The sequence below is a fragment of the Rhodopirellula sp. MGV genome (assembly GCF_002251265.1).
GTDB classification, from domain to species: domain Bacteria; phylum Planctomycetota; class Planctomycetia; order Pirellulales; family Pirellulaceae; genus Stieleria; species Stieleria baltica_A.
This window is the reverse complement of record NZ_NPDI01000038.1, coordinates 148,515-173,893: the sequence shown is the minus strand read 5'-3', so window position 1 is coordinate 173,893 and position 25,379 is coordinate 148,515. Positions and strand designations below refer to the sequence as shown.

Sequence of the window (25,379 nt, the reverse complement as noted above, 5' to 3'; positions counted from 1 at the left end):
CGATCGGTTACAGGCTGGACGAATCGACTTCGCGGCTATACACCGCCAACACCGTTTCAAAGGTCTCGGCTTTGATCTTGTATTCGGGATTGGCATCGGTGTAACGGTTGCAGTGGTCAACAAGCACGCGATACAGAAACCGGAACAGGTGCCGGGGAACACGCAGCGAGTGAAACGCGCTGATCATGCGGTTGTAATCCAAATCCGCGAACAGGTCCTTTGGCTCAGGCGATTCGCCAGGCTTTGCGCAGGCCATCATCCGGGCGCGGGCCAAGTCGTAAAGCGACTCGCCGGTCCACTGGAACGAGGGGATCACGTTTTGCTTGTCCAGACGCGCCCGCTCGTGAAAATCGCGTGATTCGCGTTCCATGTCACGGTGCAAGTCCTGGGGCAACATCAACTTGAAACCGATGCCTGGATGTTTGAGCAGTTTGTTGTCCAACAGCGGCCAGACGAACAGACGCATCAGTTCCAGTTTGCCGCCGGTCATGTGGGGTTCGTCCACACGGTCAAGTAGCACGATTGTTCCGGCGTAACCCAAGCGGGCGAGTACCGATTGGAACTTGTTTAGCAGTTCGTAGCGATCGTCGGTGCGGTCGTAGCGCGGCAGCGGTTGGCTGGCCAGTTCCTTTGCCGGGATCGAATGTAGGACTTTGCGGACGGTGCCCAGTTCGCGACGTCCGACACGCATGTGGCGTTTGATTTGGAATGCCGCCCACCATGTTTTGACCAAACGAATCAGGTACGGTCCTGACCCGATGAGCATCAGCACTGGCATCAACCACAGGTAATCCCAAACGGTGCGTACGGCGTTACCCGCGTCGTCCGTTCCACCGGTGCTGGTGAAGATCAAATAGAGGAACGCTGCGGCAACGATCACGCACCAGACACAGGCAAACCAGCAGCTCACGTGGGTGCTGAGGTTGTTGTATCCCAGGCGGCGGCGAAAGCTGTTCCAACGCTCGACAAATGCACCGTCGCTGCTTTGGTCATAGCAGGCGGCTAGCAACAGCAGATCGCGCCGGTCGTTGTGATCAAGCTGTGCGAGGGCTTGTCCGTCGATGCCGTCTTCGACCAATTCGTGCTTCAAAATTTGGTCGACCAGTTTGGTCACGCCCAGGCACAGGATCGAATCCATGTGATCCCAGAGCTTCCATTCCTTGAGCACACGCTCGGGTTTACGCGCGGTGCGTCGACTGAGCCGTTCGCTGAAGTGGTCCAGGAACGGATTGAAATCGTCATAGGGAATCGTGAAGACACGTTGCCCCGGATTGTCCTGGTTGAACTTTTTCAGGTGCCGCAGGATCTGCAGCCGCATCGCGGTTTTCCCGGACCCTTTGGGCCCAAACACCATCGCCGTCGAAGGTTCTTTGGGATCGCCATAAACCTTGTCCCAAACGGGGTGATAGGCATTGGCGATGCAGTGCTCTTTGAAGACCTGGTCGGTCTGAGCGTCTTCTTCGGCAAAGGGGTTCCGGACGATCCCGTGGTGCTCTAACAGACTCTGGATATTCATCTCAGGGGCTTCCTGCGGTTGCTGCTCTTGAGGGGCCTTATTTGCCGGCCGATTTGACCATCGCGACGAACTTCTCGCGATTGGCCTTCACCGTTTTCGCGGGGCCGACCAATTTGGCAAAGTACAAGCGGCCTTCGAAAGCAAAGACTGCGCCAACCATTGCATAGTCTTCACGTTGAACGGTTTTGCCGCCGAAGAACGGGCCACCGCCCATCGATTCGGCAAAGGTGCCCGAAACGTCGACAAGGTGGACTTCGAAGGGGCCCACGGTCATCGTTTCGACCTTTTGGTCTTCGTCTTTGCCGCCCGAAAATTGGCCTTTCCAGCGTTTGATATTGGGCTGCACACCACCGCCGGCTCGCATCATGGTCAAACGAGCCGCATCGTCGCCTTCGCCGACTTGAAATTCATGTTCGATGATGCGCGATTTCTTTTCACCCTCTTTGAACTCCGCAGGAACTTCCATTTTCGCTTTGCCCAAGACGTCAATTTCCTTGGCGTCTTCGGCGTGGCTTTGTGTCGCCCCGAAGGACGCCATCGCGATCGAAACGGTGACCAAACAGGCGACAAAACTCGGCGAACGAAACATATCGAAAGCTCCACGGAGGTGTGAAATGATCGGATTTCCAGCGTTGGATTCGATCTTACTGTAGCTGATTGGGCAACGAAGACGAATTGGGTGCCCCAAAGTACCGCCGGGACCTTTCAACCGGCGGAAAAGACAAGCCTAGGTCAGGCGCCAGCGGAGGCGACTAAAAAGAGTGTGACGACGAGCCCAACGACAAGGGCGCCGAGGACCGCGACCAAAGTCAGACGGCGGTTCGTGCGTTTTCGCCGGGTGGCACCGATCAGTGCCGATCCCATCAACGACGAATCCAGTGGACTGGTCTCTTCCGCCGCGATCGACTTGGTTTTCTCATTGGACAGCGAATTTGTAGGCCCCGAATTTGTCGGCCCCGCGTTCGCCGAACGCATCGCCCCTGGCAATTGATCGACGATTTCAGCGAGCACCTCGGACGCTTCACGCCATTGCGGCCAACCGTCACGCCAAAGCAATGCCGTCTTTGCCACACGACCTTGATCGATCCAATCCCGCAAGACTTTCGTTTCCGCCGGACCATATTGCCCACCGCTGGGCGGACGCACGTACCATGTCGCCGGCTCGTCACCGCTCAAAATCTCCGCGCCGCCAGCGTTTGCATCGGCCGCGATTGGCTCCGGCGTTGTCGACACCGACGTAGTGGGTGCTGACCTATTTGTGGGTACTGGGGCCTGCGCCGTCATCGTTGCGACGGCTGCCGAGTCGTCGGTGATATCGCGTGAAGAACCAGAGGCGGCGATTTTGGTCGTTCTGGACACGTCGGCTTTCGAGTCATGTTCAACATGCTCCAAGTCGGACTGTCCGGGTTCGGCGGATTCCTCAAGTGGTATCGAACAAGCCGCATCACCGGGCGGAATGCGAAATCGCACCTTGCAGGCCGGACAAACGCCCCGACGTCCCGCCAGTTCGTTCTTGATATTGAGTGGTTTGCCACACGAGTGGCATGCAAACCGAATTCCCATCAGATTGTTCTGGCGTCGAGAAAAGATTGAAACCGCGTCAAAGCTTTATTATAGCCCTCGATTCAGTCTAGCCAACAAAGCCGTGAATCGCCGAATTCGGCTGGCGTAACAACAAACAGGTTAAACCAGGCAAATTAATCGGACGTGATCTGCGGACTGCCAAGCTTGCCTCCGCTATTGTGGTATCCGAAGATAGTATCCCAACCCGCCGTTCTGAGATCACGCCAACCTTCTTTAGACGCGTCAAATCGCGTCTTTCCCCGCACCCGCCTCCCACCCAAATTGCCCGGAACACCCTGATGAATCCCACCGGAATCGCATGCTGCCTGTTTGCGGTCGTGTTGTCTGCGACCGCAGTTTCGCAAAACGCAAACGCACAGAACCGTCCCTTCGTCGCCAACTATGACGAAGCCAAAATCCCGCCCTATGCGTTGCCCGATGTATTGGGTGATGTCAAAAGCGCCGATGACTGGCCGGCGAAACGTGCCGAATGGCGCGACCTCATCGCGGCAGAAATGTTCGGCAAAGGTCCGGCCAGCGATGCGGGTGGCGATGTGTCCGTGCGATCGCAATTGGATGATGTGGCGATCTTGGACGGAGCAGGCTTCCTACGCCAGCTGCACGTCCAAATCGCTGGTGAAACCGTTCGTGTTGCAATGTTCTTGCCCGAATCGGCCAAGCAGCAGCCGGTGCCTGTGTTCCTGGGATACAACTTCGCCGGCAATCACACCGTGTTTGATCACCCGGCGATCGAATTGCCGACCAGCTGGATGCGAAACATTGATGACCACCGCGCACGTGATGCTGATCGCGGCAAGTCATCGTCGCGATGGGCGATCGAAGCGATGATCCGAGCCGGCTTTGGACTGGTCACGATTTACTATGGCGACATCGATCCTGACTTTGATGACGGGTTCGAAAACGGCGTGCACAAAGTCTTGGGGAAGCCGGCCGATGACGAAGCCGCATCGATCGCCACTTGGGCCTGGGGACTCAGCCGCGTTCTCGACGTGCTTGAACAAGTTGACGTGGTCGATGCCAAACGAGTCGCGGTGTTCGGACATTCACGACTGGGCAAAACCAGTTTGTGGGCCGGTGCGTCGGATCAACGATTTGCACTGGTGATCTCCAACGATTCCGGTTGTGGTGGCGCCGCGTTGTCCCGTCGTCAAATTGGTGAAACGGTCTGGCGGATCAATACCTCGTTTCCTCATTGGTTTTGTGGAAACTTTAAAAAATACAACGAGCAAGAAAGCAAGCTGCCTTTTGACAGCCATGTGCTGTTGTCCTTGATTGCACCGCGTCCGCTGTATGTTGCCAGTGCTGTCGAAGACCGCTGGGCAGACCCCAAAGGCGAATTTTTATCCTGCGTTGAAGCCGATCCGGTCTACAAGTTGCTGGGTACAGAAGGGTTGCCGACGACCGAGATGCCGCCGGTCGGCGAAAGTCAGCAAGGCACCATTGGCTATCACATTCGCGAAGGCAAGCACGATGTGACGGACTTTGACTGGCAGCAGTACATTCGCTTTGCAACGCGGCACCTGAAATAGCCTTTCTCGCAATCCTTTCGACCATTGGCGGGTGATCACGATGCGTCTACTACTACTGCTGTTATTGACCGCGACGCTGTTACCAGTGGTCGCGAATGCGGGCGATCCACAGAAGTTCGCCGAGTATCAAGCGAGAATGCAAGCTCGCCGCGAGGCCGCATTAAAAGCTAGGTCGGTCTATCGGCGCTCAATCATTGCCGGGCCGACGACCAATCTGTCGCAGCAGCAATCGGCATTGCCACAACAACCGTTCAATGGTGCGAGCCAGTTTCCTCGCCCTGCACTTTCTGGAGTCGCACCACAGCCGGTCCTGCGTGGATACACTCCGCAACCAGCGCTGCGTGGATACGCGCCGCAGCCGGCCCTGCGTGGATATGCACCACAGCCAGCGCTGCGTTACTACTCACCACAACCGGCGCTCCGCTACTATTCGCCTCAACCAGCATTGCGGTATTTCTCGCCCCAGCCAGCCCTTCGTGGGTTCACGCCCCAACCGGCACTACGACACTACTCGCCCCAGCCAGCATTTCGTTCCAAGTGATTCGAAGAAACAGGTTTTCGGTGGTTGTTAAGATGATTTCTTGGTGGCGATGACGCGGTGGAAGTGCAAGCGAACTTCTTGGTCCACGACGCGGCGAACGCCTTCGACCAAACATGCCGGTTCGTTTTGGCTTTCGCCTTCCGCGATGATCGCGTCGAGCGGTGTGCCCGGATCGACGCTGAATGTTCGCTGGTTGATCGTCTGATTTCCGGCATCCAGTTCGGGGATGATGAAGTGGCAGGTCGCGCCGTAACTGAGCATCCGTGCGGCATGCGCGTCATGGTAAGGTCGGAAGCCGGGGAAGCCTGGTAGCAGCCCGTGGTGCAGGTTGATGATTCGCCCGCCGGCGAACTGCCAGCAAGTGCTTGGCGGTAGCACACGCATGTAGCGGGCGAGAACGACATAGTCGACGTCGTAGTGGTCCAGCAGCTCGACCATCGCGCCGTCATCGGCCGCACCGCTGTCGTCGCCGATGCGTTGAAACGGCACGTCGAATTCCTCGGCCAACGACGCAAGGCGTTTACGATTGGAGATCAGCACGGCGGGGATCGCGTTGATTTTGCCGTCTTTGATCGCCTGCAAAACGGCTCGCGGCGTGTGCTCGACGAACGTGCAGCAGATCGCCAGCCGCGGCACGGGGTGCCAATCGGGGCTCCAAACACGAATCGCCAAGCCCGTGTGATCGCCGATTTGCCGCATCGCCGATTGCAGCATTTCGAATTGTGAATCTTCGATCGAAATCCGGCACAGCATGGCGAACAATTGCTGGTCGTCGTGGTCATACATCTGGATTTCGGCGATGTTGGCCCCCTGACCGGTGACGTAGTGGATGATCGGGTCGGCCAATCCGACGTTGTCAGGCCCCAGTGCGGTGATGACGACTTCCATTAAAATGCTCCAGCTGCTATCCAGTCTCGTGCGTCGACAGATGCACCGTTTACACCAAAACGCCCAAAAACGCGATACCGTCCCGTGAATGCGCCAACGCCATCGATTCGCCTGAAACGCGATAAAGTGCCGCCCGGCGAGGTCTTGTGCGATCACTGCACCGCCAAGTGTTGCCACTATTTCGCACTGCCGATCGATGCGCCGACCACCCGCAAGGACTTCGACTACATCCGCTGGTACCTGCTGCACGATCGCGCCACGGTCTTCGTCGAAGACTCCAGCTGGTACCTGCTCGTCCACACGACCTGCAAACACCTTCGCGACGACCACCGCTGCGGAATCTACGAAACCCGGCCTCAGATCTGTCGTGAATACACGACCGACGAGTGCGAGTTTGATGACGACTGGTGTTACGACCAATACTTCGAAACCGCCGAACAGATCGACGAATACGCCGACGGATTGTACGGTCCCCAATTCCCCGATCCTGATCGGCCCGAACGCCATTCGCTACGCCGGCCGCGTCCCAGCGGTTTGCCCGTCGTCGGCTAGCCTGCCGCTTCTCCCATCAGCGGCGCTCCCTTCTATACCTTTTGATATCCACCCTCGCACTGTTATGTCTTTGATCAAACCTCGAACCCTGAACGGATTTCGCGATTACCTACCTGCGGTGATGATCCCGCGCGAACGGCTGATGGAAACCGCGCGAAGAGTGTTCCGATCGTTCGGCTTCGCGCCGATCGATACGCCGACGTTGGAATACCTGGAAATCCTGACGGGCAAAGGCAGCGACGAAACCGACCGCCAGATCTATCGCTTCGAAGACAATGGCGGTCGTGCGGTCGGCATGCGATTCGACTTGACCGTTCCGTTGGCACGCTTCGCCGCACAGCACATCAACGAACTCGGCACCCCGTTCAAACGCTATCACATCGCGTCCGTTTGGCGAGGCGAACGTCCACAAGCCGGACGCTATCGCGAGTTCATGCAATGTGACTTTGACACGATCGGAACCACCGGTGTGATGGCCGATATCGAAGCCGTCGCCGTGATCAACCGTTTGCTTTGTGAAATCGGCTTCGAGAAATTCACCATCAGCGTGAACAATCGTGGTGTCCTGACCGAGCTGCTGCGTCACCTGGATTTAGAAGACAAAGCGGTCGAGCTGCTTCGTTGTTTGGACAAGCTTGCCAAGATCGGCCGCGAACGCGTCGCCGAGGAAATGTGTGAAGCCGCCGGCGTGACACCTGATCAAGCGGACAAGGTCCTCGCACTGGCCGAGTTGGATGGCGACGCCGAATCGATCTTCGAACGTTTGCCAAACTTGATCGGTGGTAGCGAAGCAGGGCTGGAGGCGATCCAGCGTTTGCAAGATGTTCACCAAGGTGCCTTGGCGGCTGGCGTGCCGAGCGAGCGAATCAAAATCGATGTGTCGATCGCCCGCGGCCTGGATTACTACACCGGTGTCATTTTCGAAACGACACTCGACGATCTGCCCGGGATCGGTAGCGTTTGCAGTGGTGGTCGCTACGACAACTTGGCAGGGCTTTACACCAAGCAGCACCTGCCCGGAATCGGCGCGTCGTTGGGACTGGACCGATTGCTCGCCGCGATGGAAACGCTGGAACTGTTGGGCGACGCGAAGACCCCCGCGGGAGTGTTCATTGCATACTTTGACGCCGATCGCCGTGATGACTACCTCAAGCTTTCGGCAACCTTGCGGGCCCACGGCATTGCTAATGAGATCTATCCCGATCCCAAAAAGCTTGGTGCTCAGCTGAAATACGCTGACGGACACGGATTCCAAGTTGCCTTGGTCGCCGGGGGCAACGAATGGGACGAACAACGGATCCAAGTCAAAACTTTGGCCACCAAACAGACGCAGGACGTGAATTATCGTCACGACCAGCCCCAGGATTTGGTTGCGGCGTTGAACCAAATTCTTGCAGGCGAGGTATAGTGATAGGACGACCGATCACTTTTCTATTTGCCGACGGTTTATGTCCACCGCCACTTCGTCAACGAAAAAACAGCCCGGCCAGCATCGCGGCGACGCGGGCAATACGACGGCTGTCAACCGATCCGCCGCCGAACAGATCATCGACGAACGGATCGAAGAGGCTCGGCGGGCGTTGTGGTGGAGCGAGATCACACGCGCGGTGTTGAAGATCGCGATCGGCAGTATGGCAGCCCTGCTGGCTTGGTTGGTCCTGGACCACTGGATCTACTCGCCAGGCATGTCGATTCGCGTACTCGCGTTTGCCGCTTTCCTTGGCGTGGTCATCTGGTACTTCGTCCGGCACACATGGCCCCTGATGACCCAGCAGGTCACCAGCGAATACGCCGCCTGGGCACTCGAAAACGACCATCCCGATTACCGCCAGCAGCTGACCAGCTACGTCACGCTGAAACCCGAATCACCACGCGGCGTGCGTGCCCGTGTCGTGCAAGCGATTGGGACTCGGGCAGCAACGCTGCTGAAAACGCATGACGTGTTGCCTGGTGAAGCGACGGGGACGTTCAAATGGTGGATCGCCGCGGCAAGCTTGTTTGCGCTGCTGGCTGCCTACATCGTCGCTTCACCCAAAAGCTCCGTCGCATCGACGCAGCGACTTGTCGCACCGTTCGCTTCGATCGCACCCGCGAAACGTGTTGCCATCAGCAACGTGACTCCTGGAAATACGCAAACCTTGGCCGGACGCAGCGTTGCGATCTCTGCCGAAGTCAAAGGGCTGTTTACTGGCGAAGCGGTCACGTGTCGTGTGCTTGATGCCGCCAAAGAAACCACGCTGGCAATGGAGTTCGATGAAGCAACTGATCGCTTTAAAACAAGCCTGGCGATTGAGCACACCGCGGTCGGGCAACAGCAATACTGGATCGAAGCCTGCGACGCGGTCGCGGGGCCATTTCAAATCGCAATCGAAAATGTGCCGGTCGTCGCGATCGAACGCGTCCGCTATCAACCGCCTGCCTACACCGACACGCAACCACGCACAACGTCCAGTCCCGCGATCCAAGCTCTCGATGCCACCACGGTGACGATTCACGCGAGAGTCAATCGTCCGGTCGCACGCGCAGAGATGCAATTGAATTGCAAGACCATCGGCGACTCGCTGCGCGCGACTGGCGGGATCACCAAAATGCAGATCGCCGAAGACGGCGTGACCTTGACCGCGGGGTTAATTCTTCGCAGTGCCGTCGGACGCCCCAATGCGGTCGAGCCGGTGAACTATCGCATTCAGGTTTGGGATCAATCGGAACAAACGAATCCAGACCCGATCGTCTATCCGATCAAGGTCATCCCCGATTTGCCGCCCGATGTCACCATCGTGGTGCCACGCAAGTCACCGAAAGAGGTTCCCGATAACTCACAACAAACGATCGAAGTCCACGCGATGGACGCCGACTTCGAATTGGAACGGGTGCAGTTAAAGCTTGTCCGTGGTTTGGACACCCTCGCCGAACCCGTGATTTGGAAACGTGAATCGAACGGGAAAGGCAATCAAGTTGCCGTGTTCCGGTTCCGGCCATTTCTCTATCGCTTGCGTCCCGGAGACGTCGTACGCGTAACCGCGACGGCGATCGACAATCGCAACATCCCAGGCGACCCACGGATCCGCCCCAACACGGTCACCACCGACCCGGTCGAATTGCGTATCGTCGAAGACGACCCGAACTTGCCACAAGACCCGACCGACAACGACGGTTTGTCCACTCCGGACAAGCAACCCGCCAGCGATGTAAATCAAAGTGAAGCGGGCGAAGGCCAGTCTTCTTCCGGTTCCGGCGGCGAAGGTGGTGAATCAGGCGGCGAACAGTCGGGTAACTCCGGCAGTTCTGGCGGTGAGTCCTCCGGCGAATCGTCAGCGGAGAACCAACCCAACAACGAGAACCCCGAATCAAACGGCCAGCCGGATCAGAACCCGTCTGACGGCAATGAATCTGACGGCGACGAAAAACAGTCCTCGGGCGAATCGGGATCTGGCAACGAACCGACGGGCAACCCAAGCGGATCCGAAGGCAAGGGCGAGGCCTCGTCGAACCCACAAGACCCGTCGAGCGCCCAGCAGCCAAATCGCGAGACCAATTCCGATCAATCCAGTTCGGATCAAACCGGCGAAGGCGAGGCTGACCCGAACGGACAGCCAAGCCCCAATGGCGAGAGCGATCCGCAGGGGCAGGGGCAGTCGTCAGCAAACGAGGCAACTCCGCCAGGTCAAAGTGATAACTCGCAGTCGTCTTCCGATGGCGGCACTAAGATGTCTGGCAGCGATACTGAGACTGGCAGTGAATCAAATTCAGCGGATGGTTTGCAATCGCCCGAGGGATCACAACAACCTGACGGATCACAGCAAGATGGCTCGTCAGGCGAATCGGATTCGTCAGGCAAGTCGGCACCGGAGCACGATGGAGAAGCATTCGAGCGGATCAAAGACTATCTCGAACGCCAAAAGAATAAGCCGCAAAGCGATGGCAAACAGCCTTCGTCGCCTCAATCCGATTCGGCGTCTGGTCAAGAGAGCGATGCAGGCAAGCAACCAGGCGAGCAAGGTGACCAGCCAAGTAGCCAGCAAGGGAAACAAGAATCAACGGGCAGCGAGAGCAGCGCGGGCGATCAATCCACATCGGGTGAAAACTCCCAAGGCGGTGAATCTGGCAGCGAAAACGGCAGTGAGTCGGGGAGTGACGCTGGTAGCGAATCGGGTAGCGACGCTGGTCAAGAAACTGGCGGTGAAGAATCCGGAAGTGAATCAGGCAGTGAAACGGGGAGCGACGCCGGCGGTCAGTCGGATAGCAAGACCGGAACAGAAGGCACCAACTCGAGTGAATCCGCAGATGACGCGTCAGGCGATTCAGACACCGGCGCAGCAGACGGCGAGGGCGATGACTCTCCAACCAAACAGCACAGTGGCCAACCGCAGGACAGTGAGATTGGTCCGGAAGGACAGCCCAACAACTCTGACCAATCACCAACAAATCAGAACCGCCCTGGCGATCCGTCGAAACCCAATTCTTCCAATCCCAATTCATCACCGAACAACACGTCCAATTCGAACTCACCATCGTCTTCACCAAACGGTCAAATGACCAACGGTGATGGGACAGGAGACTCGCCGCTCGATGACACCGGGGTGGCCGACCCGCCGCCTCCACCTGATCTGGATTATGCCAAGAAAGCCACCGATATGGTGCTCGATTATTTGGACGAGAACCGCGACCAGATCGACAACGATCTACTGGAAGAACTGAACTGGTCGGCCGAGGACTTAGAGCGGTTTCGTAAGCGTTGGGAGAACGTCCGCGACATCGATCAACCGGCAACGGATCCCAACCAATCCGAACAGCTCAAAGACGCGTTAAAAAGTTTGGGGCTGCGGCCCAGCCAATCAACCAACGGCACCGCAGCTCGCAAAAGCGATGGATTGCGAAGTATCAATGACAGCGGCAACCGACGCCGTGTCCCCGCATCACTCCGCGAAGCATTCGAAGCGTTTCAAAAGCGATAGGAAACGTTGCAGGGCGTGTTGCGTCTATCGGTCGCCTTGCGATCGTCTGCGGTTAATTGGTTTCTTCCTTTTGGATCAACTCAATCGCGGCGGTTGCGAACCGCTTGCCCATCTCGTCGTAGCCTTCGGGCGGACAGTGGACTCCGTTGTTGACGCCATTCAAATCATCGGTGTCGACCCATTTGGCGAACGAATTGCCGTTGGCGAAATCGACTTGGATTTGACGAATGGTGTCCCAGTTCGCCGTGCTAACTCGGGCGTCGCTGAGCCGCCCAATCACCCAGCTGATGTCTTCGCGGCCAAAATCGTCAATCAGTTGGCGACGCAGCTGCCGCAGGTTGTCGGCATAGGCTTGTGTTGTCGCGTCTTGCTGATGATCACGTTCGCCTTGCATCCACACGAAACTGATCGAATCGAGGTCATTCGTCGCTGTACCGTTCTTTTCAATCGCTTCCTTCGCTTTGCCGAGCAACTCGGCGTAGATTTTGCCACGCGGAACCCAACGCGAAATCGATCGCCCACCATATGCAACTTTGACCAGGATCAACGTGTCGTTCGGAAACGATTTGCGAAGTGTGGGTAGGAACGTGGTTTCCGGATCCAGGTTTTTCATGTTCGATTGCCCGGACAGTAAAAACAAACGCGTTTTGCCAGCCTGGTAGTCATTGCCATCATGGCTGTTCTCCACCGAAGCCACCCACGTTTTCAATTCCGATTTCATCGCGATGACGATGTCTGGATGGCGATCGCTCACATCGGTCGTTTCCCCCGGATCGGCGATCAAGTCAAACAGTTCAAACTTGCGATCATCGAACGCGCGGTCGTTACCGCCACGGCCACGCGATTGCTTTGCGTCAATCAGTTTGAAACGATCATCCGAAAGTGCGATGGCATCTCGAAAGTAAAACCCGATCGGGCGTCCACGTTCTTGTTGCGCACCGGTTAACAGCGGCATCAGGTCGATTCCATCGAAAGGACGTCTGGGCAGTTCGATGTCAAGCAGTGTGGCAATCGTTGGCAAATAGTCCAGGGTCGTGCAAGGTGCGTCGATCACCGTTCCGGATCGAATTTGTGTCGGCCATTCGATCAAGCCGGGGACTCGTATGCCGCCTTCATAGAGTGACGCTTTGCGTTCGCGGAATGGGCCGGCAGATCCTTGCAGCCGAGCGTCTGGTTTGAAGGTGCGCCCGACTGGCGGACCCGGGCCGTTGTCACTTGTAAAGACCAACAACGTTTGATCAGCGATGCCCAACTCGCGAAGCGTGTTGCGCAGCCGTCCCATCTGCGCATCGACTGCCGTTGCGAGGCTGTAGTAGTGCTGCTGGTTTTCGGGCAGGTCGGCGTAATGCTGCGCCATGTAACGTGGGTTGCCGACGACGGGTGAATGCGGTGGGTTGAACCAGATGACTGCAAGGAAAGGTCGGTCGTTTTCGGCTTTGGCACGGATGAAATCGAGCGCGCGGTCCATGACGATTTCTGCGGCGCAGCCTTCGACCGGTTCCGCCAGCGGTTTGCCGTTGTGAATGAACCCGGCACGTTGATCGATCGGCGCGGGCCTGTACGGTCCACCTAGGCTCGCCCGATAGCGCCCGGATCGATGTAGGGATCAAACGTCGCGACCGATGAAGGCGTCGAAAACCATTCGTCAAATCCGGCCATGCCAGGTGTCATCAAGACTTTCTTTTCGCCTCGATAGTCTGGTGTGAGCATCCCGAGGTGCCATTTACCGAAATGACCTGTCGCGTAGCCTTTCGTTTTCACCAATTCGGCGATCGTGGTTTCTTCGTCGCGCAAATGCGTTGTGGCACCCGGATCGTTTCCCATCCCACAGCGGACGGCAACACGACCGGTCAACAATCCGGCGCGTGATGGAATGCAAAGTGGCGAGCCGACATAGAACCGATTCAATCGCGCACCCGCTTTTGCCATCTCGTCCAAGTGCGGCGTTTTGATCCGCGCATGGCCGTTGTATCCGGTGTCGCCCCAGCCCAGGTCGTCTGCCATGCAGAGAACGAGGTTCGGTCGCTTGATCGGTTGAGTCGCCTGGGGTGATGCCGCGATAATGTTGCCGACACAAGCGATCGCAATGACACTGCCGATAAGGAAACGGACGATCAACATGAGAAGCTTCCACCTTCGAATTCGATAAGCCAGTCGAAGCGACCATCGTACACCCGGCAGCACGTGATGACACAAATCCCAGACGAAATCGTTCAGCGGTTGCTGATGCCCAACGGGGTACAAAAGACAATCGCGATGCCAAGTGGGATGAGTGGCGCGAGTGTGTTTCGATGTCGTACCGCGAGTCACGCCGGACAGCTCGTCGATTCGTCGTCGCAGTCAGAGGAACTGGCACTGAAATGTTGGCCGGAGCAAACGCCGGGGCACCGAGTGGAGGCGATCCACCAACGCGTCTCCAGTCTTGCTAGCAAGTTGGACTTGGTACCGAGCTACCGCCGGTCAGTTGATGGCAAAACCGCGGTGGTGGATTTGCGTGGTTGCTGGTGGGAGCTGTCGAGTTGGATGCCTGGCCAGCCGTTGCCTGCCAATGCTGACATTGCGCAAGTTACCTGCGGGGCCAGAGCACTCCTGGCGGCCCATCGCCATCTGTGCACGATCGAATTGGGGCAGGATCGTCATTTTCAGCCACCCGTTTTCGAACCGTGTGTCGCCGTCCAGGAACGCCTGAAGCGGTTGCAAACGATCACCCAGCCGCTCCAAAGATGCTTTCAAAGCAACCTTGCGGGGTCTGTCCCCGTCAGGCAGTTGACGGGGACAGACCCCGCCCTGGTTTTGCAGGCAATCGATCGGGCTCGGGAGCTGCTGCGGCGAAATTGGCCAGACCGCTCGCGGCGGATTCAGGCGGAACTCGCAACTCTACAGTTTGACCCTGTTCCCCAGCACTGGATTCTGCGAGATGTCCACCGCGAGCACCTTTTGTTTGTCGACCGCCAGGTTTCAGGACTCATCGACTTTGACGCGATGCGAATCGATTCCCCGATCGTCGACTTTGCCCGCTGGCTTGGCAGTTTTGATTGCTTTTGGGAATCGCCGTTCGAAACCGCAACGCAAATCCTGGCGGAAGTCGAACCAGACTCGCCATTAACAGCTAGCCCCGCCATCGGTGATCCCCCCCAATTCACCGAGCCGCCGTCAAGTGAACCGGGCACCGGGAGACCAACCGCCCCGCGAGACAGCTCATGGGGACTGGATTCACCTCCCGCAACTGTCCGACCACCCTCGACTTTCCGAGCGATTGAAGAGGGCAAGTCTATTAAACTATTAATGGCGATCGCCCGCGCCTCACTCTGGCTCAGCCTGGGTAATTGGGTGGTTTGGCTGGTAGACGAGTCAAGACAATTTCCTGATTTGAGCCGGGTCGCCGAGCGAGTTGGTCGATTGACCGATTACGCCTCACGCGATGCTGAACATTGACGTTTTTTGGCCCTGACAAGTAAACTTCGGGGTTCAATCAAAATCAAAGTCCAAGCGATCATGAATCGAACTGTCACACCCATGCGAAAGATGCGGCGACTAGAAATGAATTGTCAACGCTACCGCACGAACAACCGTGCGTTGCTAGCCACCCTGCCACGAGCCCTTGCCTTGGTGATGGCCGTTTTGCTGGCAACCGTTGTCACGCCGGTTTCGGCGCAATTCGATAGCTCGACGTTCTCCCCCGAAGGCTTCGGGCAGAGTGACGCTTTTGGCGAAGGCACCGATGTTTTCGACAGCATCAACTTTGGTGGGATCTCGACCGACACAGGCGAACCGTATCAGTTTTCGGCCAAGTACTTTTCGTCGGAAGGTAAAGGTCGCGTTGAAGTCGAAGCGGTGATCGGAAAGTCGTGGCATATCTATTCCACCACGCAGCCATCGGGCGGACCGCTGCCGACCAAGCTGAAGATCAAATCGCCAGCGACGGTCACGATCGTCGGGCCCGTCGAACCAGATGAAGCTCCGACCAAAAGCGTCTCGGACATTTATCCAGGCGTAACCATCGAGGAACACGAAGGCACGGTCGTCTGGTCGGCTCCGATCGAACTGCCCGCCGGGTTCGAAGGCGACATCGAAGTCGATATTAAGTCCTTGGTTTGCAAAACCGGCGGCTCGTGCATGCCCGCCAACGAGACATTGATCGCGACCCGTGCTGGTCCCTTTGTGGAACAGCTGTCGGTCGCAAGCACTGTCGACGCAGAAACGGCCGACCCTTTCGCAGCCGATTCTTCGAAGGCGACCAAATTCCAAGACGAAGATTACGAGGTGTCTTGGCTCGCCGGTGTCTCGGCTAGTATCGCCGCCGGTCAGCGTGGCGAACTTCTGTTTCGTGCAAAGCCATCAGGTTCGTATCACGTCTACAGCGCAAAGACCGACGACAGTCGAAACGCGACGAACTTCATCATCACCGAAAAGCATGGTCTCAAAGTCGGCAAGCCGCATACCGAACAGCCGCTGATCAAATCCAAGGTCATCCCGTCGGTCCGTTATCACGACGGTGAAGCAACTTGGTCGCTGCCAATTTCAGTACCCGAAGACACCTCGGCCAAAGCGTACGACATCAAAGGTTACATCGCCTACCAAGCATGCAACGACACCAGTTGCTTGCAGCCGATGGCATTCGAGTTCACCGCCACGGTTCATGTCGCCGACAAAACGGATCTCGCACTTCAGCCGATTAAAATCACCACTGTCAAATACATTCACGCACTCGACGCGGCTGCCGAAGTCGACTGGGTTGATCCGGTCGATCCGCTGTCCGGCGGTGAAACGCTTTCCGACGCTGGCGGCGACACTCCTGCGGACAGCGTTGCCAACAATGACGCGGGCAACGAACAAGACGATACCGCCGTTGTTGCGATCACTGACGAGTCAGGTCGCCAGGCTGGCTTGCCAGTCATTTTGTTGCTGGCGTTTGGCGGCGGCATCATCCTGAACCTGATGCCATGTGTGTTGCCAGTCGTCGGTCTGAAAGTGATGAGCTTTGTCCAGCAAGCGGGCGAAGATCGTAAACGCGTGATGTTGCTGAACTTTGCTTACGTCGCGGGCATCTTGTGTGTCTTCGCACTACTCGCCGGGTTGGCCGTGTTCGCGTCGTTTGGATGGGGACAACAACTCGCTTACTTCCCGGTACGATTGGGACTGACGGTATTGGTGTTCGCCCTTGCGTTGTCGTACTTGGGTGTTTGGGAACTGCCAACGCCAGGCATCGCGACGGGCAACAAATCACAAGACTTGCAACAACGCGAAGGCCCAGTCGGCGCGTTCTTTACCGGTGTCTTCGCCACGTTGATGGCGACCCCGTGCAGCGGCCCGTTGTTGGGCGCGGCACTCGCTTACACGATCTCGTTGCCTGGACCTGAAAAGGCAGCGGTGTTGATGACGGTCGGACTTGGAATGTCGATGCCTTACATCGTGCTGGGGATCTTCCCAAGCTTGGTGAGCTTCTTGCCCAAGCCTGGCAACTGGATGGTGACACTCAAGGAGTTCTTGGCGTTTTTGTTCCTCGGCACCGTCGCGTTCTTTTTCAACCAGTTCAGTGACGCACAAAAACTACCTGTCTTCGTGACGTTGATCGGAGTTTGGTTCGGATGCTGGGTCGTGGGTAAAGTCCCGCCATGGGAGTCGATGCGAAAGCAGATCCGTGGCTGGTCGATTGGTGTCGTCAGCGCGGTCGCAATCGGCTTCTTTGCGTTTACGTACCTGACCGCCAAGCCAGTCATCCGCGCCCAAGGCAGCGGTGTCGAATACATCGTCGACGATCACCTACGCTGGGAAAAATACGACGAGCAGCGTTTGAAAGAATTGCACGCGATGGGCAAGACGGTGATGTTGGATTTCACCGCCGCTTGGTGTGTGAACTGCATCGTCAACAAAGAAGTCGCCCTAGACACCGAGCAGACTCGCAAGATGCTGGACGAATTGGACGGCGTCGCGATGCTGGCAGACTTGACCGACCAACCCGAAGACTTGGTGCGAAAGTTGGAAACAGAACTGGGCAGCAAGTCGATTCCGATGCTCGCGATTTATCCCGGTAAGTCTCCTGAAAAGCCTATCATCTTGCGTGACCTTGTCACTCAAGGCATGGTGCTGAGTGCGCTCGAATCGGCTGGTCCGAGTGTGGGCGGAACGAACAAGGCCGCCAACATCGCCAAGCAAGATTCGGCGAATACCGATCGATCGACAAGCTACGTCACGTCAGCTGCGATCACACCTGTCGGCACTGCCGCCAACCACTGATTGAGTTGGTACAGAAATGACATTAGGTGGTGTCGAAGTCTGCGAGACGATCATTGCCATCGCGACGCCGCCAACACAAGCGGTGCGCGGTGCGATCCGTCTGTCAGGACCTGACGCAATTGACGTCGCGCGGCGGATTGGCATTGTGCCAGCCTCCGAGTCGAAAGCCCATCGAGTCGATTGTGAAATCGACTTGGCCGCACCGCTGGGCAAGATCCCGGTGCGGGCGTTGCTTTGGCCGACGCGGCGAAGTTATACCGGGCAACCGTCGGTCGAACTGCACACGTTCGGTTCGCTGCCGATCTTGCAGGCGATCGTTGATGCCGCAACGTCCGTGGGTGCCCGAGCCGCACGCCCGGGTGAATTCACAATGCGGGCATTTTTGGCAGGGCGATTGGACTTGGCGCAAGCCGAAGCGGTGCTTGGCGTCATCGATGCCGAAACCCGCGGTGCGCTTGACCATGCACTGCGTCAGTTGGCTGGAAACCTTTCCAAGCCGATCGAAAAGCTACGCGGTGAGCTGCTGGACTTATTAGCCGACGTCGAAGCGGGGCTGGACTTCGTTGACGAAGACATCCAGTTCATCGAAGACGATCAATTGACGTCTCGGTTGGAATTCATCGCCAATGCCATTGCCGCGGCGAGGTCACAGCTTGAGCAACGTCGCGAAGACAAGTCCGACTGGAGCTTGGCACTGCGTGGATTACCGAATGCCGGAAAAAGCAGTTTGATCAATGCGTTGGCCGGACGTGAAGCGGCAATCGTGACCGAGATCGCGGGAACGACGCGTGACGTGGTTTCGGTGGGGCTAGAGCTCGACGGTTATCCGTTGACCATTGCCGACACCGCCGGGTTCGAACTCGTCGAAGGCGAAACGGCAGACGACCAAATCATGCGACAAGCACAATCACATGCCGGTCGCGCCGGACATGATGCCGATATCCGTTTGTGGTGCGTTGACATCAACGATCAAGCGTTTGCCAGTCATGCCGAGCAGATGCGATCGATGGCAGCCGAGAAACGCCGCTCATCGATCGACCTATGGATCGCGACAAAGTGTGATGACCCTGCGATCGTCGCACCGGAACCTTGGTTGGCAACCAGTTCGCAAACCGGACGCGGCTTGGATGTCTTGAAGCGTCAAATCGTGGATTCGATCGAGCAACAAAGTTCCGGTGACTCGACATCGGTGATCGGGACCGCGGCTCGATGCCGTGGTAGTTTGCTTGCGGCTGAACAGGCAATCGAGTCGGCGCTGCAATTTGTTCGCGGAGGCGACGGTCACGAATACGTGTCCAGCGAATTGCGATTAGCCGCCTCAAATTTGGGCGAAGTGACCGGCGCGGTTTACACCGACGATATCTTAGACCGGGTCTTCAGTCGCTTTTGTATTGGCAAGTGACGGCGAGTTCGGCTCGCATCACCGTGACCGCATTTCCGCTCAGCAGCACGCGGTCGCCGTTGACTTCGCAGTGCACCGTTCCGCCACGTCTCGAAGCTTGATATCCGGCAAGCTTGTCTTTACCGATCACGCTCGACCAATACGGTGCCAAGCAGCAATGTGCCGACCCGGTGACCGGGTCTTCATTGATGCCGCAACGCGGTGCGAAGAAACGCGAGACAAAGTCAATCGCTTGAGCGTCACCTCGACTGGTCAGGATCACGCCGCGTGTTTCGATAGTTTGCAGTCGGCTGAAGTCGGGACACACGGATTCGACTTGCGATGCATCGTCGACAACGACAATCAAGTCAAAGCGATTGCGATACACGGGGACTGAGTCGATACCCAATGCGTTGCACAACTCCGTCGCAATGGTTCCGTCGACGGGTTCGGCCGGGAAGTCCATCTGGATCGTGTTTGCCGACACGGTGCAAGTGAGTTCGCCGCTGCGAGTTTCGAACCGGATTGGCGAATCCGTTTTGGCGATCTGTTGTTCGACCAGTGCGTGCGTGGTTGCCAATGTCGCGTGACCGCACAAGTCGACTTCGGTTGCCGGCGTGAACCAACGCAATTGAAATCGATTTGGCGTTTCGGTCGCAACGACAAACGCGGTTTCGGACAGATTCATTTCTGCCGCGACGTTCTGCATCCATTCATCGGTTGGAAACTGATCCAGCACACATACGGCTGCCGGGTTACCGGCGAACGGCTGATCGGTAAAGGCATCGACTTGCCATAATCGAATCGGTTGATCGAACACCACAAACGTCTCCTGTTGCACGCGTTGATTCAGTAGATGTCATTCGTGACAGTGAATCGATTCGCTAGGTTCAATGTGAACGGCATTGAGTGCGATCGATGTTGAACATGAATTCTGGCGACCGTAAGCCTGCAACAACACCCGTACCGCAGTGCATTCGTTCAGGCGATAGCCGAGGGGTTTCCTGCAATTGGGGAAGGTTTCAGCCAACCGACCGTTAACGACATTGTGCGGTTCTATAGTTTGCCAAGTCTCGTTTTTAGCGGTCATCCTACTGCTGGCAAAATGTCATTTCTACGACCGGAGTGAACAGCTTCGGATGGAACCTTCAAGCTGAGTGGTGAATCATATGGGTTTTGCTTCGAACCGCAATCGACGTGGAAAGACCACAAGTCCTGTTGTCTTGGTCCTCGCGATCATTGGAACGGTCGTCTGCTTGGTGCTTGTCTTTCAAGCGTCATCGAGAAATGCAAATCTGACCGAGGGCTGGGGCCTTGCCAAGGAAAACCAGCTGATGGTGGAACGGCATCTTCACGATTTGGTGCACACTCCTGATTCTTCGAGTCACCGATCGACCGACTTGGAAACTGGCCAAAGCCCGTTGATGCAATGGGCAGCGCAGTCAGATTCTGTCGTCTTAGCTGCGATCGAAAAACAACAATCGGCACTCGCAGACATCGCAACCATTGATCTGTTGCCAACCGCATCCGGGGAAGCTTCTCAAGAAGTCCTTTCGTTGCAATCAGAGGCTCGGCAGCAGGCTGCGATCATTGCCGAGCAACTCGAAACGTTAGCGAACTCAAGTCGCCGAACAATGAATTTAGCGATTCGACTTTGCAGCGCTATTGTGCTGCTGGGATGCATCGCACCGCTCGTGTTTGCCGCCAATCGTCCAGAAGGAACCGCAGATGCGACCGATTCCGATGACGAATCTGACATCGACGAAGCTTCCGCATTCAGCGACGACGAGTTCGCATCGCATCTCGACTCGTCAGTCAATTTTGATACGGCACGTGAAGCGACTCAGAATGTCAGTTTCCATATGAATGAACTGGCATCGGATATCGAACGATTCGAGGCAAGCATTCGTGAAATCGCTCACAACACGTCCGATGTTGCCACCATTGCCAATCAGGCCGTAGACTCGACGACACGGACCAATTCGACGATTACTCGCCTCGGCGAGCGGAGCAGTGAGATCGGAAAAGTGGTTGCCGAAATCAATGCGATCGCTGAGCAAACCAATCTATTGGCGTTGAATGCCGCGATCGAGGCAGCCAGAGCGGGTGAAGCCGGGCAAGGTTTCGCAGTTGTCGCGAACGAAGTGAAAGAGCTTGCACAAAAAGCAAGTGCGTCGACGGATGCGATCGCGAAACGCATTGACGGGATCCAAGCGGATACCATCGAAGCGATGGATGCGAGCCGGGCAATTTGCGACATCATTGGCCAGATCAGAAACACCCAAAACACGATCGAGGCTGCTGTCGACAACCAGTCCGATCTGATGTCCAACATTTCATACAAGTTGTCGCAGGTGACGGTTGAAATGTCGCAGCTCTCCGCGACGTATCAGTCGCAAGCTTAGCTATGCCGCATCGCCTGACGGGTGAAATCGCCAGGCGATGAAATCACAAAAGCGTCGATTAGACGGAAGCATCCGCCTTCCGCAGAGCGTCTGATGCGTATTGAGCGACCACATCATTATCGTGTTGCGTCAATTCCTCTAACACCGCACTTGAGGCGTCGCACTGAAGCTTTGACAATGAATTCACGGCAGAAAACACAACCATCGGATTGCGTTCCTTGGTTAACCGAATCAAAGCTTCTACCGCCGCTTCGCCACCAATCTGACCAAGACTCTTCGCCACAGAACATTGCATTAGCACATTCAGGTTCATCGCGCCGATCAACTTGTCGACACAATGGTCACTCTTGATGTCGCCGAGCGCTTCGGCAGCGGCAGACGCGACATTGATGTCATGGTCTGCCAACGCTTCCATGAGCGCGTTCTCGGACGACTGATTTCCGATCAACGCCAGTGTGTCGACCGCGAACTTTCTGACGTCCTTATTTTGATCTTCCAAAAGTCGTTCGAGAGGCACCACGGAGTCGCTTCCGATTCGACACAAAATCTCGCAAGCTGCCGTTCGCGTGAGCACGTTCTCTGCGGCCAATAGTGCCGTTGCCGCTTCAATCACATCGATTCCACCGATCGACACCAACGTTTCGATCGCGCCGCAATCGTCATTCGAGTTTCGATGCTTAAGCTGCTCTACAAGCTCTGCGATCCTGGCACGCGTCTCACTTTCGTTTGACGCTTCCCTGTTTGCCGTTTCAGAATCTGCCGACACATTGGCCTCACCTTCATTGGGGACGACGTTTCCAACCTCTTGATTCAGCACTCTTGTTCTCCGGTAATTGTTCACGGTATCCGCTACCAACTAATCTTCGCGAACCTTGCTCAATGACCCGCGGACCATTTTTGGCAAGTACCTCCAACGAATCCATATCTCCGTTTCGTTCGAATCCAAACCGTTTTTCACGAACTTCTTTTGATAACTTCAGCCATCACGGTGAACACCTTCTTGAGAAGCTGCCAACGGAGGTTATCCGTCGCACGACGTACTTTCACGTTGGTTTTACGAAGCAAACAGTGATTTGACGAAACGCTCGAGCCGAAAAGCAACCGTCCGAGAACCCCGGATGCGGCGAGGGGTGGGGGACATCACTGCGGTGAGATGAAGCCAACTTGTCCGCGAACCAAAAACGCCGACTCACTGTCATCTCCGATGACAGCTAGCGGCCTTTTGATTAATCAATTTATTCTCCCCCAATGTCGCCTTCTGATTTGCAAACTCAGCGTTAGAGAACGCTCCTTTCAGCGAGCGAAAGGCGACACTCGAACATCAAAAGCCTGCTGACGTGGCGAATTGAGTCGCCGCGTTTGGTCAAACGATCGCATCACACGTTTTAGGAAAAACCATGAGCCACCGAGGAACGACTGACTTTGCGGATAAATCGTCAACCGATGAGATCCGTGAGCGGTTCGATCAGGACGTCGAACGATTCTCGAATCTCGAGACAGGACAAGCTGCCGCGATCGACTCGCCGCTGGCAATGGAACTGATCACCGAAGCTGCGGTGGCTTCGACCCCAAAGATCGAACGTGTACTCGATGTCGGTTGTGGCGCAGGCAACAACACACTGAAGCTGCGTGCGCTCTACGGCCAACCTTTCGATTGCGATTTGCTGGATTTGAGCCGCCCAATGCTAGATCGGGCCGAGCAGCGATTGCGCGATACCGGTGTTGGTGAAATCCAGCTTTGGCACACTGACATTCGTGAAGCCGACTTGCCGGAGAATGCGTTTGACGTGATTCTGGCTGCCGCCGTCCTTCACCATCTTCGCGACGACAGCGACTGGCACCATGTCTTCAGCAAACTGTTCCGCTTGCTCAAGCCCGGTGGAAGTTTTTGGATCACCGACTTGGTCATTCATGAAACGTCTGCCGTTGATCAGATGATGTGGGATCGCTACGGAGACTATCTGATTGAATTGGGCGGTGAAGCGTATCGTGACAAAGTGTTCGCCTACATTGACAAAGAAGACACTCCACGGCCGGTTACGTATCAGCTGGACTTGCTCCGTCAAGTCGGCTTCGAGCAAGTCGAATTGCTGCATAAGCGATCTTGCTTTGCGGCGTTCGGTGCCGTCAAAGCGAACTCGTAATCCGCCGATCGCGTCAAGGACGTTTGGTTTCCAGCCAAGCCTGCTCAGGAACGCTTTCCGGGTGCTGATCGGCCCAAGCTGGCTTTGGAAACCAACGCAGCGCACTGACTCGGGGATACGTTTCCCAAACATCAGCCGCGTCCGGATCCGTGACGCGCAGGTCACCCGTCAGCCGCAAATACTCCGTCAACTGATCGCTCAGTTTCTCACGGATGGATTGTTGCGTCGAATCCGCGATCAGGTTGTTCAAGCAACCCGGATCCTTGACAATGTCGTAGAGCTCCTCGGCCGGGCGCAACTGGACCGACAAATCGAGTAGTTGACGAACGCCTTGGCGAGTTTGGTTGGCGATCATCCAATCCAGCGTCGGACAGGCATCAATATCATGGTAGCCGCCGTCGACGGGGCCGAGCTTTTGGCTGACGAGGTTGCCATCATCGTCATAGTCGACCGCGTCGAACTTCTGAGGTGCACCCGCCGGATAGCGTTCCGGTTTAAAGTTGCGAATGTAAAGGTGCGTCTTGGTTCGCACGCACCGGCAGGGATAGCCAAGCGTATTGAACCGTGATGACGAATGACGTTCTCGGCCGCTGTAGACGAACTGACGCAAAGGATGATTGCTCGAGGAATCATCGGTGGATCCGCGAAGCATCGGCATCAGATCGATCCCCGGCATCTGGTCGGCTTGCTTTGGAGTAACGCCGCTCGCACTCAACACGCTTTTGGTGACATCGATCAAGCTGACCAAGTCGTCATTGACGCGATCGCCAGAGATCGCCTTGGGCCATGAAATTGCCAATGGCATGTGAATGCCGTATTCGTACAAGTTAGCTTTCGCTCTTGGGAACGACATGCCGTTGTCGCTGGTCACGACGACCAATGTGTTTTCGAGTAGCCCTTCTCGCTCAAGCCGATCCAGCATTCGTCCCAAGTGCGCGTCGAACCATTGGATTTCGTACATGTAATCCGCGATATCCGAGCGGACTTCAGGGACGTCTGGGAGGAACTCGGGCACGCGGATCTTGTCCAAGTCGATGCCGTTGCTCGCCCCCAAGCCTTTACCAAAAACACGGTGTGGCTCCGTCGCACCAAACCAGAAACAGAACGGTTGTTCGCCGGCGCGTTGGTCTAAAAAGTCATCGAAGTTCGCAGCGTAATCATTCGATGAGATACCCGGCGGCGACTTGGGCGACATTTTGTGTTTGCCATACGACTTGCCTGCCGGATTGTGTGGCCAACCGATCGCTTTGCCGGGGCCCCAACCTTTGCCAGTCATGCCGACGTGGTATCCGGCCTGCTGAAGTTGATTGGTGTAAACGGGCAAGTCGGTGGGGAAAAAACTGGCGTGAGTGCCCGCTTCCCGAATTTGCCAGATCTCTCGCCCGGTCAAGAACGCCGCTCGCATTGGGCTGCAGCCAGGTGCTGGCGTGAAGGCGTTTCGAAACAGCACCCCGGCTTTGGCAACACGGTCAAAGGCTGGCGTCTGAATCGCCTGATCGCCGTACGCGCTTGCGTGTGGAAAAGACTGGTCATCCGACACCGCGATCAAAATATTTGGGCGATCGGACTGGGCGTTTGCGAAGGCGGATATCAGGACAACGAGGGCGAAAAAGATTCCGTGGCGGTGATTGTTCGACATTGTTTCTA

19 protein-coding genes are annotated in these 25,379 nt (G+C 56.5%); 10 read left to right on the top strand and 9 right to left on the bottom strand.

The features are described from left to right. Positions 1-7 precede the first annotated feature (7 nt). From CGZ80_RS13390 to CGZ80_RS13380, 3 genes are all read right to left on the bottom strand, one after another. Complete coding sequence (locus CGZ80_RS13390; protein ID WP_094415141.1) at positions 8-1,516, bottom strand: hypothetical protein; 1,509 nt, start codon at positions 1,514-1,516, stop codon at positions 8-10. A 37-nt stretch (positions 1,517-1,553) separates the two neighbouring features. Beyond that, positions 1,554-2,105: a hypothetical protein gene (locus CGZ80_RS13385; protein ID WP_143543911.1), complete on the bottom strand. Its 552-nt coding sequence runs from the start codon at positions 2,103-2,105 to the stop codon at positions 1,554-1,556. Between the two features lie 143 nt (positions 2,106-2,248). After that, complete coding sequence (locus CGZ80_RS13380) at positions 2,249-3,079, bottom strand: DUF4339 domain-containing protein (protein WP_094415137.1); 831 nt, start codon at positions 3,077-3,079, stop codon at positions 2,249-2,251. A 299-nt stretch (positions 3,080-3,378) separates the two neighbouring features. Between CGZ80_RS13380 and CGZ80_RS13375 the strand changes: the two genes are divergently transcribed. Beyond that, a complete protein-coding gene (locus tag CGZ80_RS13375) occupies positions 3,379-4,629 on the top strand; it encodes an acetylxylan esterase (RefSeq protein ID WP_094415135.1) in 1,251 nt (416 codons plus the stop codon). Between the two features lie 40 nt (positions 4,630-4,669). Continuing rightward, the gene (locus CGZ80_RS13370; protein ID WP_143543910.1) at positions 4,670-5,170 is read left to right on the top strand and encodes a hypothetical protein; all 501 of its coding nucleotides are present in this window, start codon (positions 4,670-4,672) and stop codon (positions 5,168-5,170) included. Positions 5,171-5,197: 27 nt separating this feature from the next. Here CGZ80_RS13370 and CGZ80_RS13365 read toward each other — a convergent pair whose 3' ends face one another. Next, positions 5,198-6,058 (bottom strand): formyltransferase family protein, encoded by an 861-nt coding sequence (locus tag CGZ80_RS13365; protein WP_094415131.1) that lies wholly within the window; start codon positions 6,056-6,058, stop codon positions 5,198-5,200. A gap of 84 nt (positions 6,059-6,142) precedes the next feature. Between CGZ80_RS13365 and CGZ80_RS13360 the strand changes: the two genes are divergently transcribed. From CGZ80_RS13360 to CGZ80_RS13350, 3 genes are all read left to right on the top strand, one after another. Beyond that, complete coding sequence (locus tag CGZ80_RS13360) at positions 6,143-6,610, top strand: YkgJ family cysteine cluster protein (RefSeq protein WP_094415129.1); 468 nt, start codon at positions 6,143-6,145, stop codon at positions 6,608-6,610. Between the two features lie 70 nt (positions 6,611-6,680). Then, positions 6,681-8,018: a histidine--tRNA ligase gene (hisS, locus tag CGZ80_RS13355; protein ID WP_094415294.1), complete on the top strand. Its 1,338-nt coding sequence runs from the start codon at positions 6,681-6,683 to the stop codon at positions 8,016-8,018. Between the two features lie 40 nt (positions 8,019-8,058). Next, complete coding sequence (locus tag CGZ80_RS13350) at positions 8,059-11,565, top strand: hypothetical protein (RefSeq protein ID WP_094415127.1); 3,507 nt, start codon at positions 8,059-8,061, stop codon at positions 11,563-11,565. Positions 11,566-11,617: 52 nt separating this feature from the next. Here the strand turns inward: CGZ80_RS13350 and CGZ80_RS29120 are convergent, their stop codons facing one another. After that, entirely contained in the window at positions 11,618-13,072 is a 1,455-nt protein-coding gene (locus tag CGZ80_RS29120; protein ID WP_315851418.1) for a sialate O-acetylesterase, read from the bottom strand. A gap of 62 nt (positions 13,073-13,134) precedes the next feature. Beyond that, the gene (locus CGZ80_RS29000; RefSeq protein ID WP_094415123.1) at positions 13,135-13,686 is read right to left on the bottom strand and encodes a sulfatase-like hydrolase/transferase; all 552 of its coding nucleotides are present in this window, start codon (positions 13,684-13,686) and stop codon (positions 13,135-13,137) included. Between the two features lie 66 nt (positions 13,687-13,752). Between CGZ80_RS29000 and CGZ80_RS13335 the strand changes: the two genes are divergently transcribed. The 3 genes from CGZ80_RS13335 to CGZ80_RS13325 are packed head-to-tail and all read left to right on the top strand — an operon-like array spanning position 13,753 to position 19,204. Beyond that, positions 13,753-15,000 (top strand): phosphotransferase, encoded by a 1,248-nt coding sequence (locus tag CGZ80_RS13335; protein WP_143543909.1) that lies wholly within the window; start codon positions 13,753-13,755, stop codon positions 14,998-15,000. Between the two features lie 60 nt (positions 15,001-15,060). Beyond that, entirely contained in the window at positions 15,061-17,802 is a 2,742-nt protein-coding gene (locus tag CGZ80_RS13330; RefSeq protein WP_143543908.1) for a protein-disulfide reductase DsbD family protein, read from the top strand. 16 nt (positions 17,803-17,818) lie between these two features. Next, entirely contained in the window at positions 17,819-19,204 is a 1,386-nt protein-coding gene (locus CGZ80_RS13325; RefSeq protein ID WP_094415119.1) for a tRNA modification GTPase, read from the top strand. On the opposite strand, the gene CGZ80_RS13320 is transcribed toward CGZ80_RS13325, so the two are convergent. Then, positions 19,179-20,024 carry a PhzF family phenazine biosynthesis protein gene (locus tag CGZ80_RS13320; protein ID WP_233148407.1) on the bottom strand — a complete coding sequence of 282 codons (846 nt, stop codon included), beginning with the start codon at positions 20,022-20,024 and terminating at the stop codon, positions 19,179-19,181. The two genes, CGZ80_RS13325 and CGZ80_RS13320, sit on opposite strands and share 26 nt — an antisense overlap. 328 nt (positions 20,025-20,352) lie before the next feature. Here CGZ80_RS13320 and CGZ80_RS29115 point away from each other — a divergent pair, with 328 nt between their 5' ends. Beyond that, on the top strand, positions 20,353-21,588 hold the full coding sequence (locus tag CGZ80_RS29115; protein ID WP_094415117.1) for a methyl-accepting chemotaxis protein: 1,236 nt from the start codon (positions 20,353-20,355) through the stop codon (positions 21,586-21,588). Between the two features lie 58 nt (positions 21,589-21,646). On the opposite strand, the gene CGZ80_RS13310 is transcribed toward CGZ80_RS29115, so the two are convergent. Further along, entirely contained in the window at positions 21,647-22,405 is a 759-nt protein-coding gene (locus CGZ80_RS13310) for a HEAT repeat domain-containing protein (protein WP_158222684.1), read from the bottom strand. 580 nt (positions 22,406-22,985) lie between these two features. On the opposite strand from CGZ80_RS13310, the gene CGZ80_RS13305 reads away from it, so the two are divergent. Then, entirely contained in the window at positions 22,986-23,732 is a 747-nt protein-coding gene (locus tag CGZ80_RS13305; RefSeq protein WP_094415113.1) for a class I SAM-dependent methyltransferase, read from the top strand. 13 nt (positions 23,733-23,745) lie between these two features. Here CGZ80_RS13305 and CGZ80_RS13300 read toward each other — a convergent pair whose 3' ends face one another. After that, complete coding sequence (locus CGZ80_RS13300; protein WP_094415111.1) at positions 23,746-25,371, bottom strand: sulfatase; 1,626 nt, start codon at positions 25,369-25,371, stop codon at positions 23,746-23,748. Between the last annotated feature and the right edge of the window lie 8 nt (positions 25,372-25,379).

Excerpts from the sequence above, each read along its gene's own strand:
- CGZ80_RS13390 (WP_094415141.1), bottom strand. The coding sequence starts at position 1,516 with ATGAATATCCAGAGTCTGTTAGAGCACCACGGGATCGTCCGGAACCCC.
- CGZ80_RS13385 (WP_143543911.1), bottom strand. The coding sequence starts at position 2,105 with ATGTTTCGTTCGCCGAGTTTTGTCGCCTGTTTGGTCACCGTTTCGATC.
- CGZ80_RS13380 (WP_094415137.1), bottom strand. The coding sequence starts at position 3,079 with ATGGGAATTCGGTTTGCATGCCACTCGTGTGGCAAACCACTCAATATC.
- CGZ80_RS13375 (WP_094415135.1), top strand. The coding sequence starts at position 3,379 with ATGAATCCCACCGGAATCGCATGCTGCCTGTTTGCGGTCGTGTTGTCT.
- CGZ80_RS13370 (WP_143543910.1), top strand. The coding sequence starts at position 4,670 with ATGCGTCTACTACTACTGCTGTTATTGACCGCGACGCTGTTACCAGTG.
- CGZ80_RS13365 (WP_094415131.1), bottom strand. The coding sequence starts at position 6,058 with ATGGAAGTCGTCATCACCGCACTGGGGCCTGACAACGTCGGATTGGCC.
- CGZ80_RS13350 (WP_094415127.1), top strand. The coding sequence starts at position 8,059 with ATGTCCACCGCCACTTCGTCAACGAAAAAACAGCCCGGCCAGCATCGC.
- CGZ80_RS29000 (WP_094415123.1), bottom strand. The coding sequence starts at position 13,686 with ATGTTGATCGTCCGTTTCCTTATCGGCAGTGTCATTGCGATCGCTTGT.
- CGZ80_RS13335 (WP_143543909.1), top strand. The coding sequence starts at position 13,753 with ATGACACAAATCCCAGACGAAATCGTTCAGCGGTTGCTGATGCCCAAC.
- CGZ80_RS13330 (WP_143543908.1), top strand. The coding sequence starts at position 15,061 with ATGAATCGAACTGTCACACCCATGCGAAAGATGCGGCGACTAGAAATG.
- CGZ80_RS13325 (WP_094415119.1), top strand. The coding sequence starts at position 17,819 with ATGACATTAGGTGGTGTCGAAGTCTGCGAGACGATCATTGCCATCGCG.
- CGZ80_RS29115 (WP_094415117.1), top strand. The coding sequence starts at position 20,353 with ATGGGTTTTGCTTCGAACCGCAATCGACGTGGAAAGACCACAAGTCCT.
- CGZ80_RS13305 (WP_094415113.1), top strand. The coding sequence starts at position 22,986 with ATGAGCCACCGAGGAACGACTGACTTTGCGGATAAATCGTCAACCGAT.
- CGZ80_RS13300 (WP_094415111.1), bottom strand. The coding sequence starts at position 25,371 with ATGTCGAACAATCACCGCCACGGAATCTTTTTCGCCCTCGTTGTCCTG.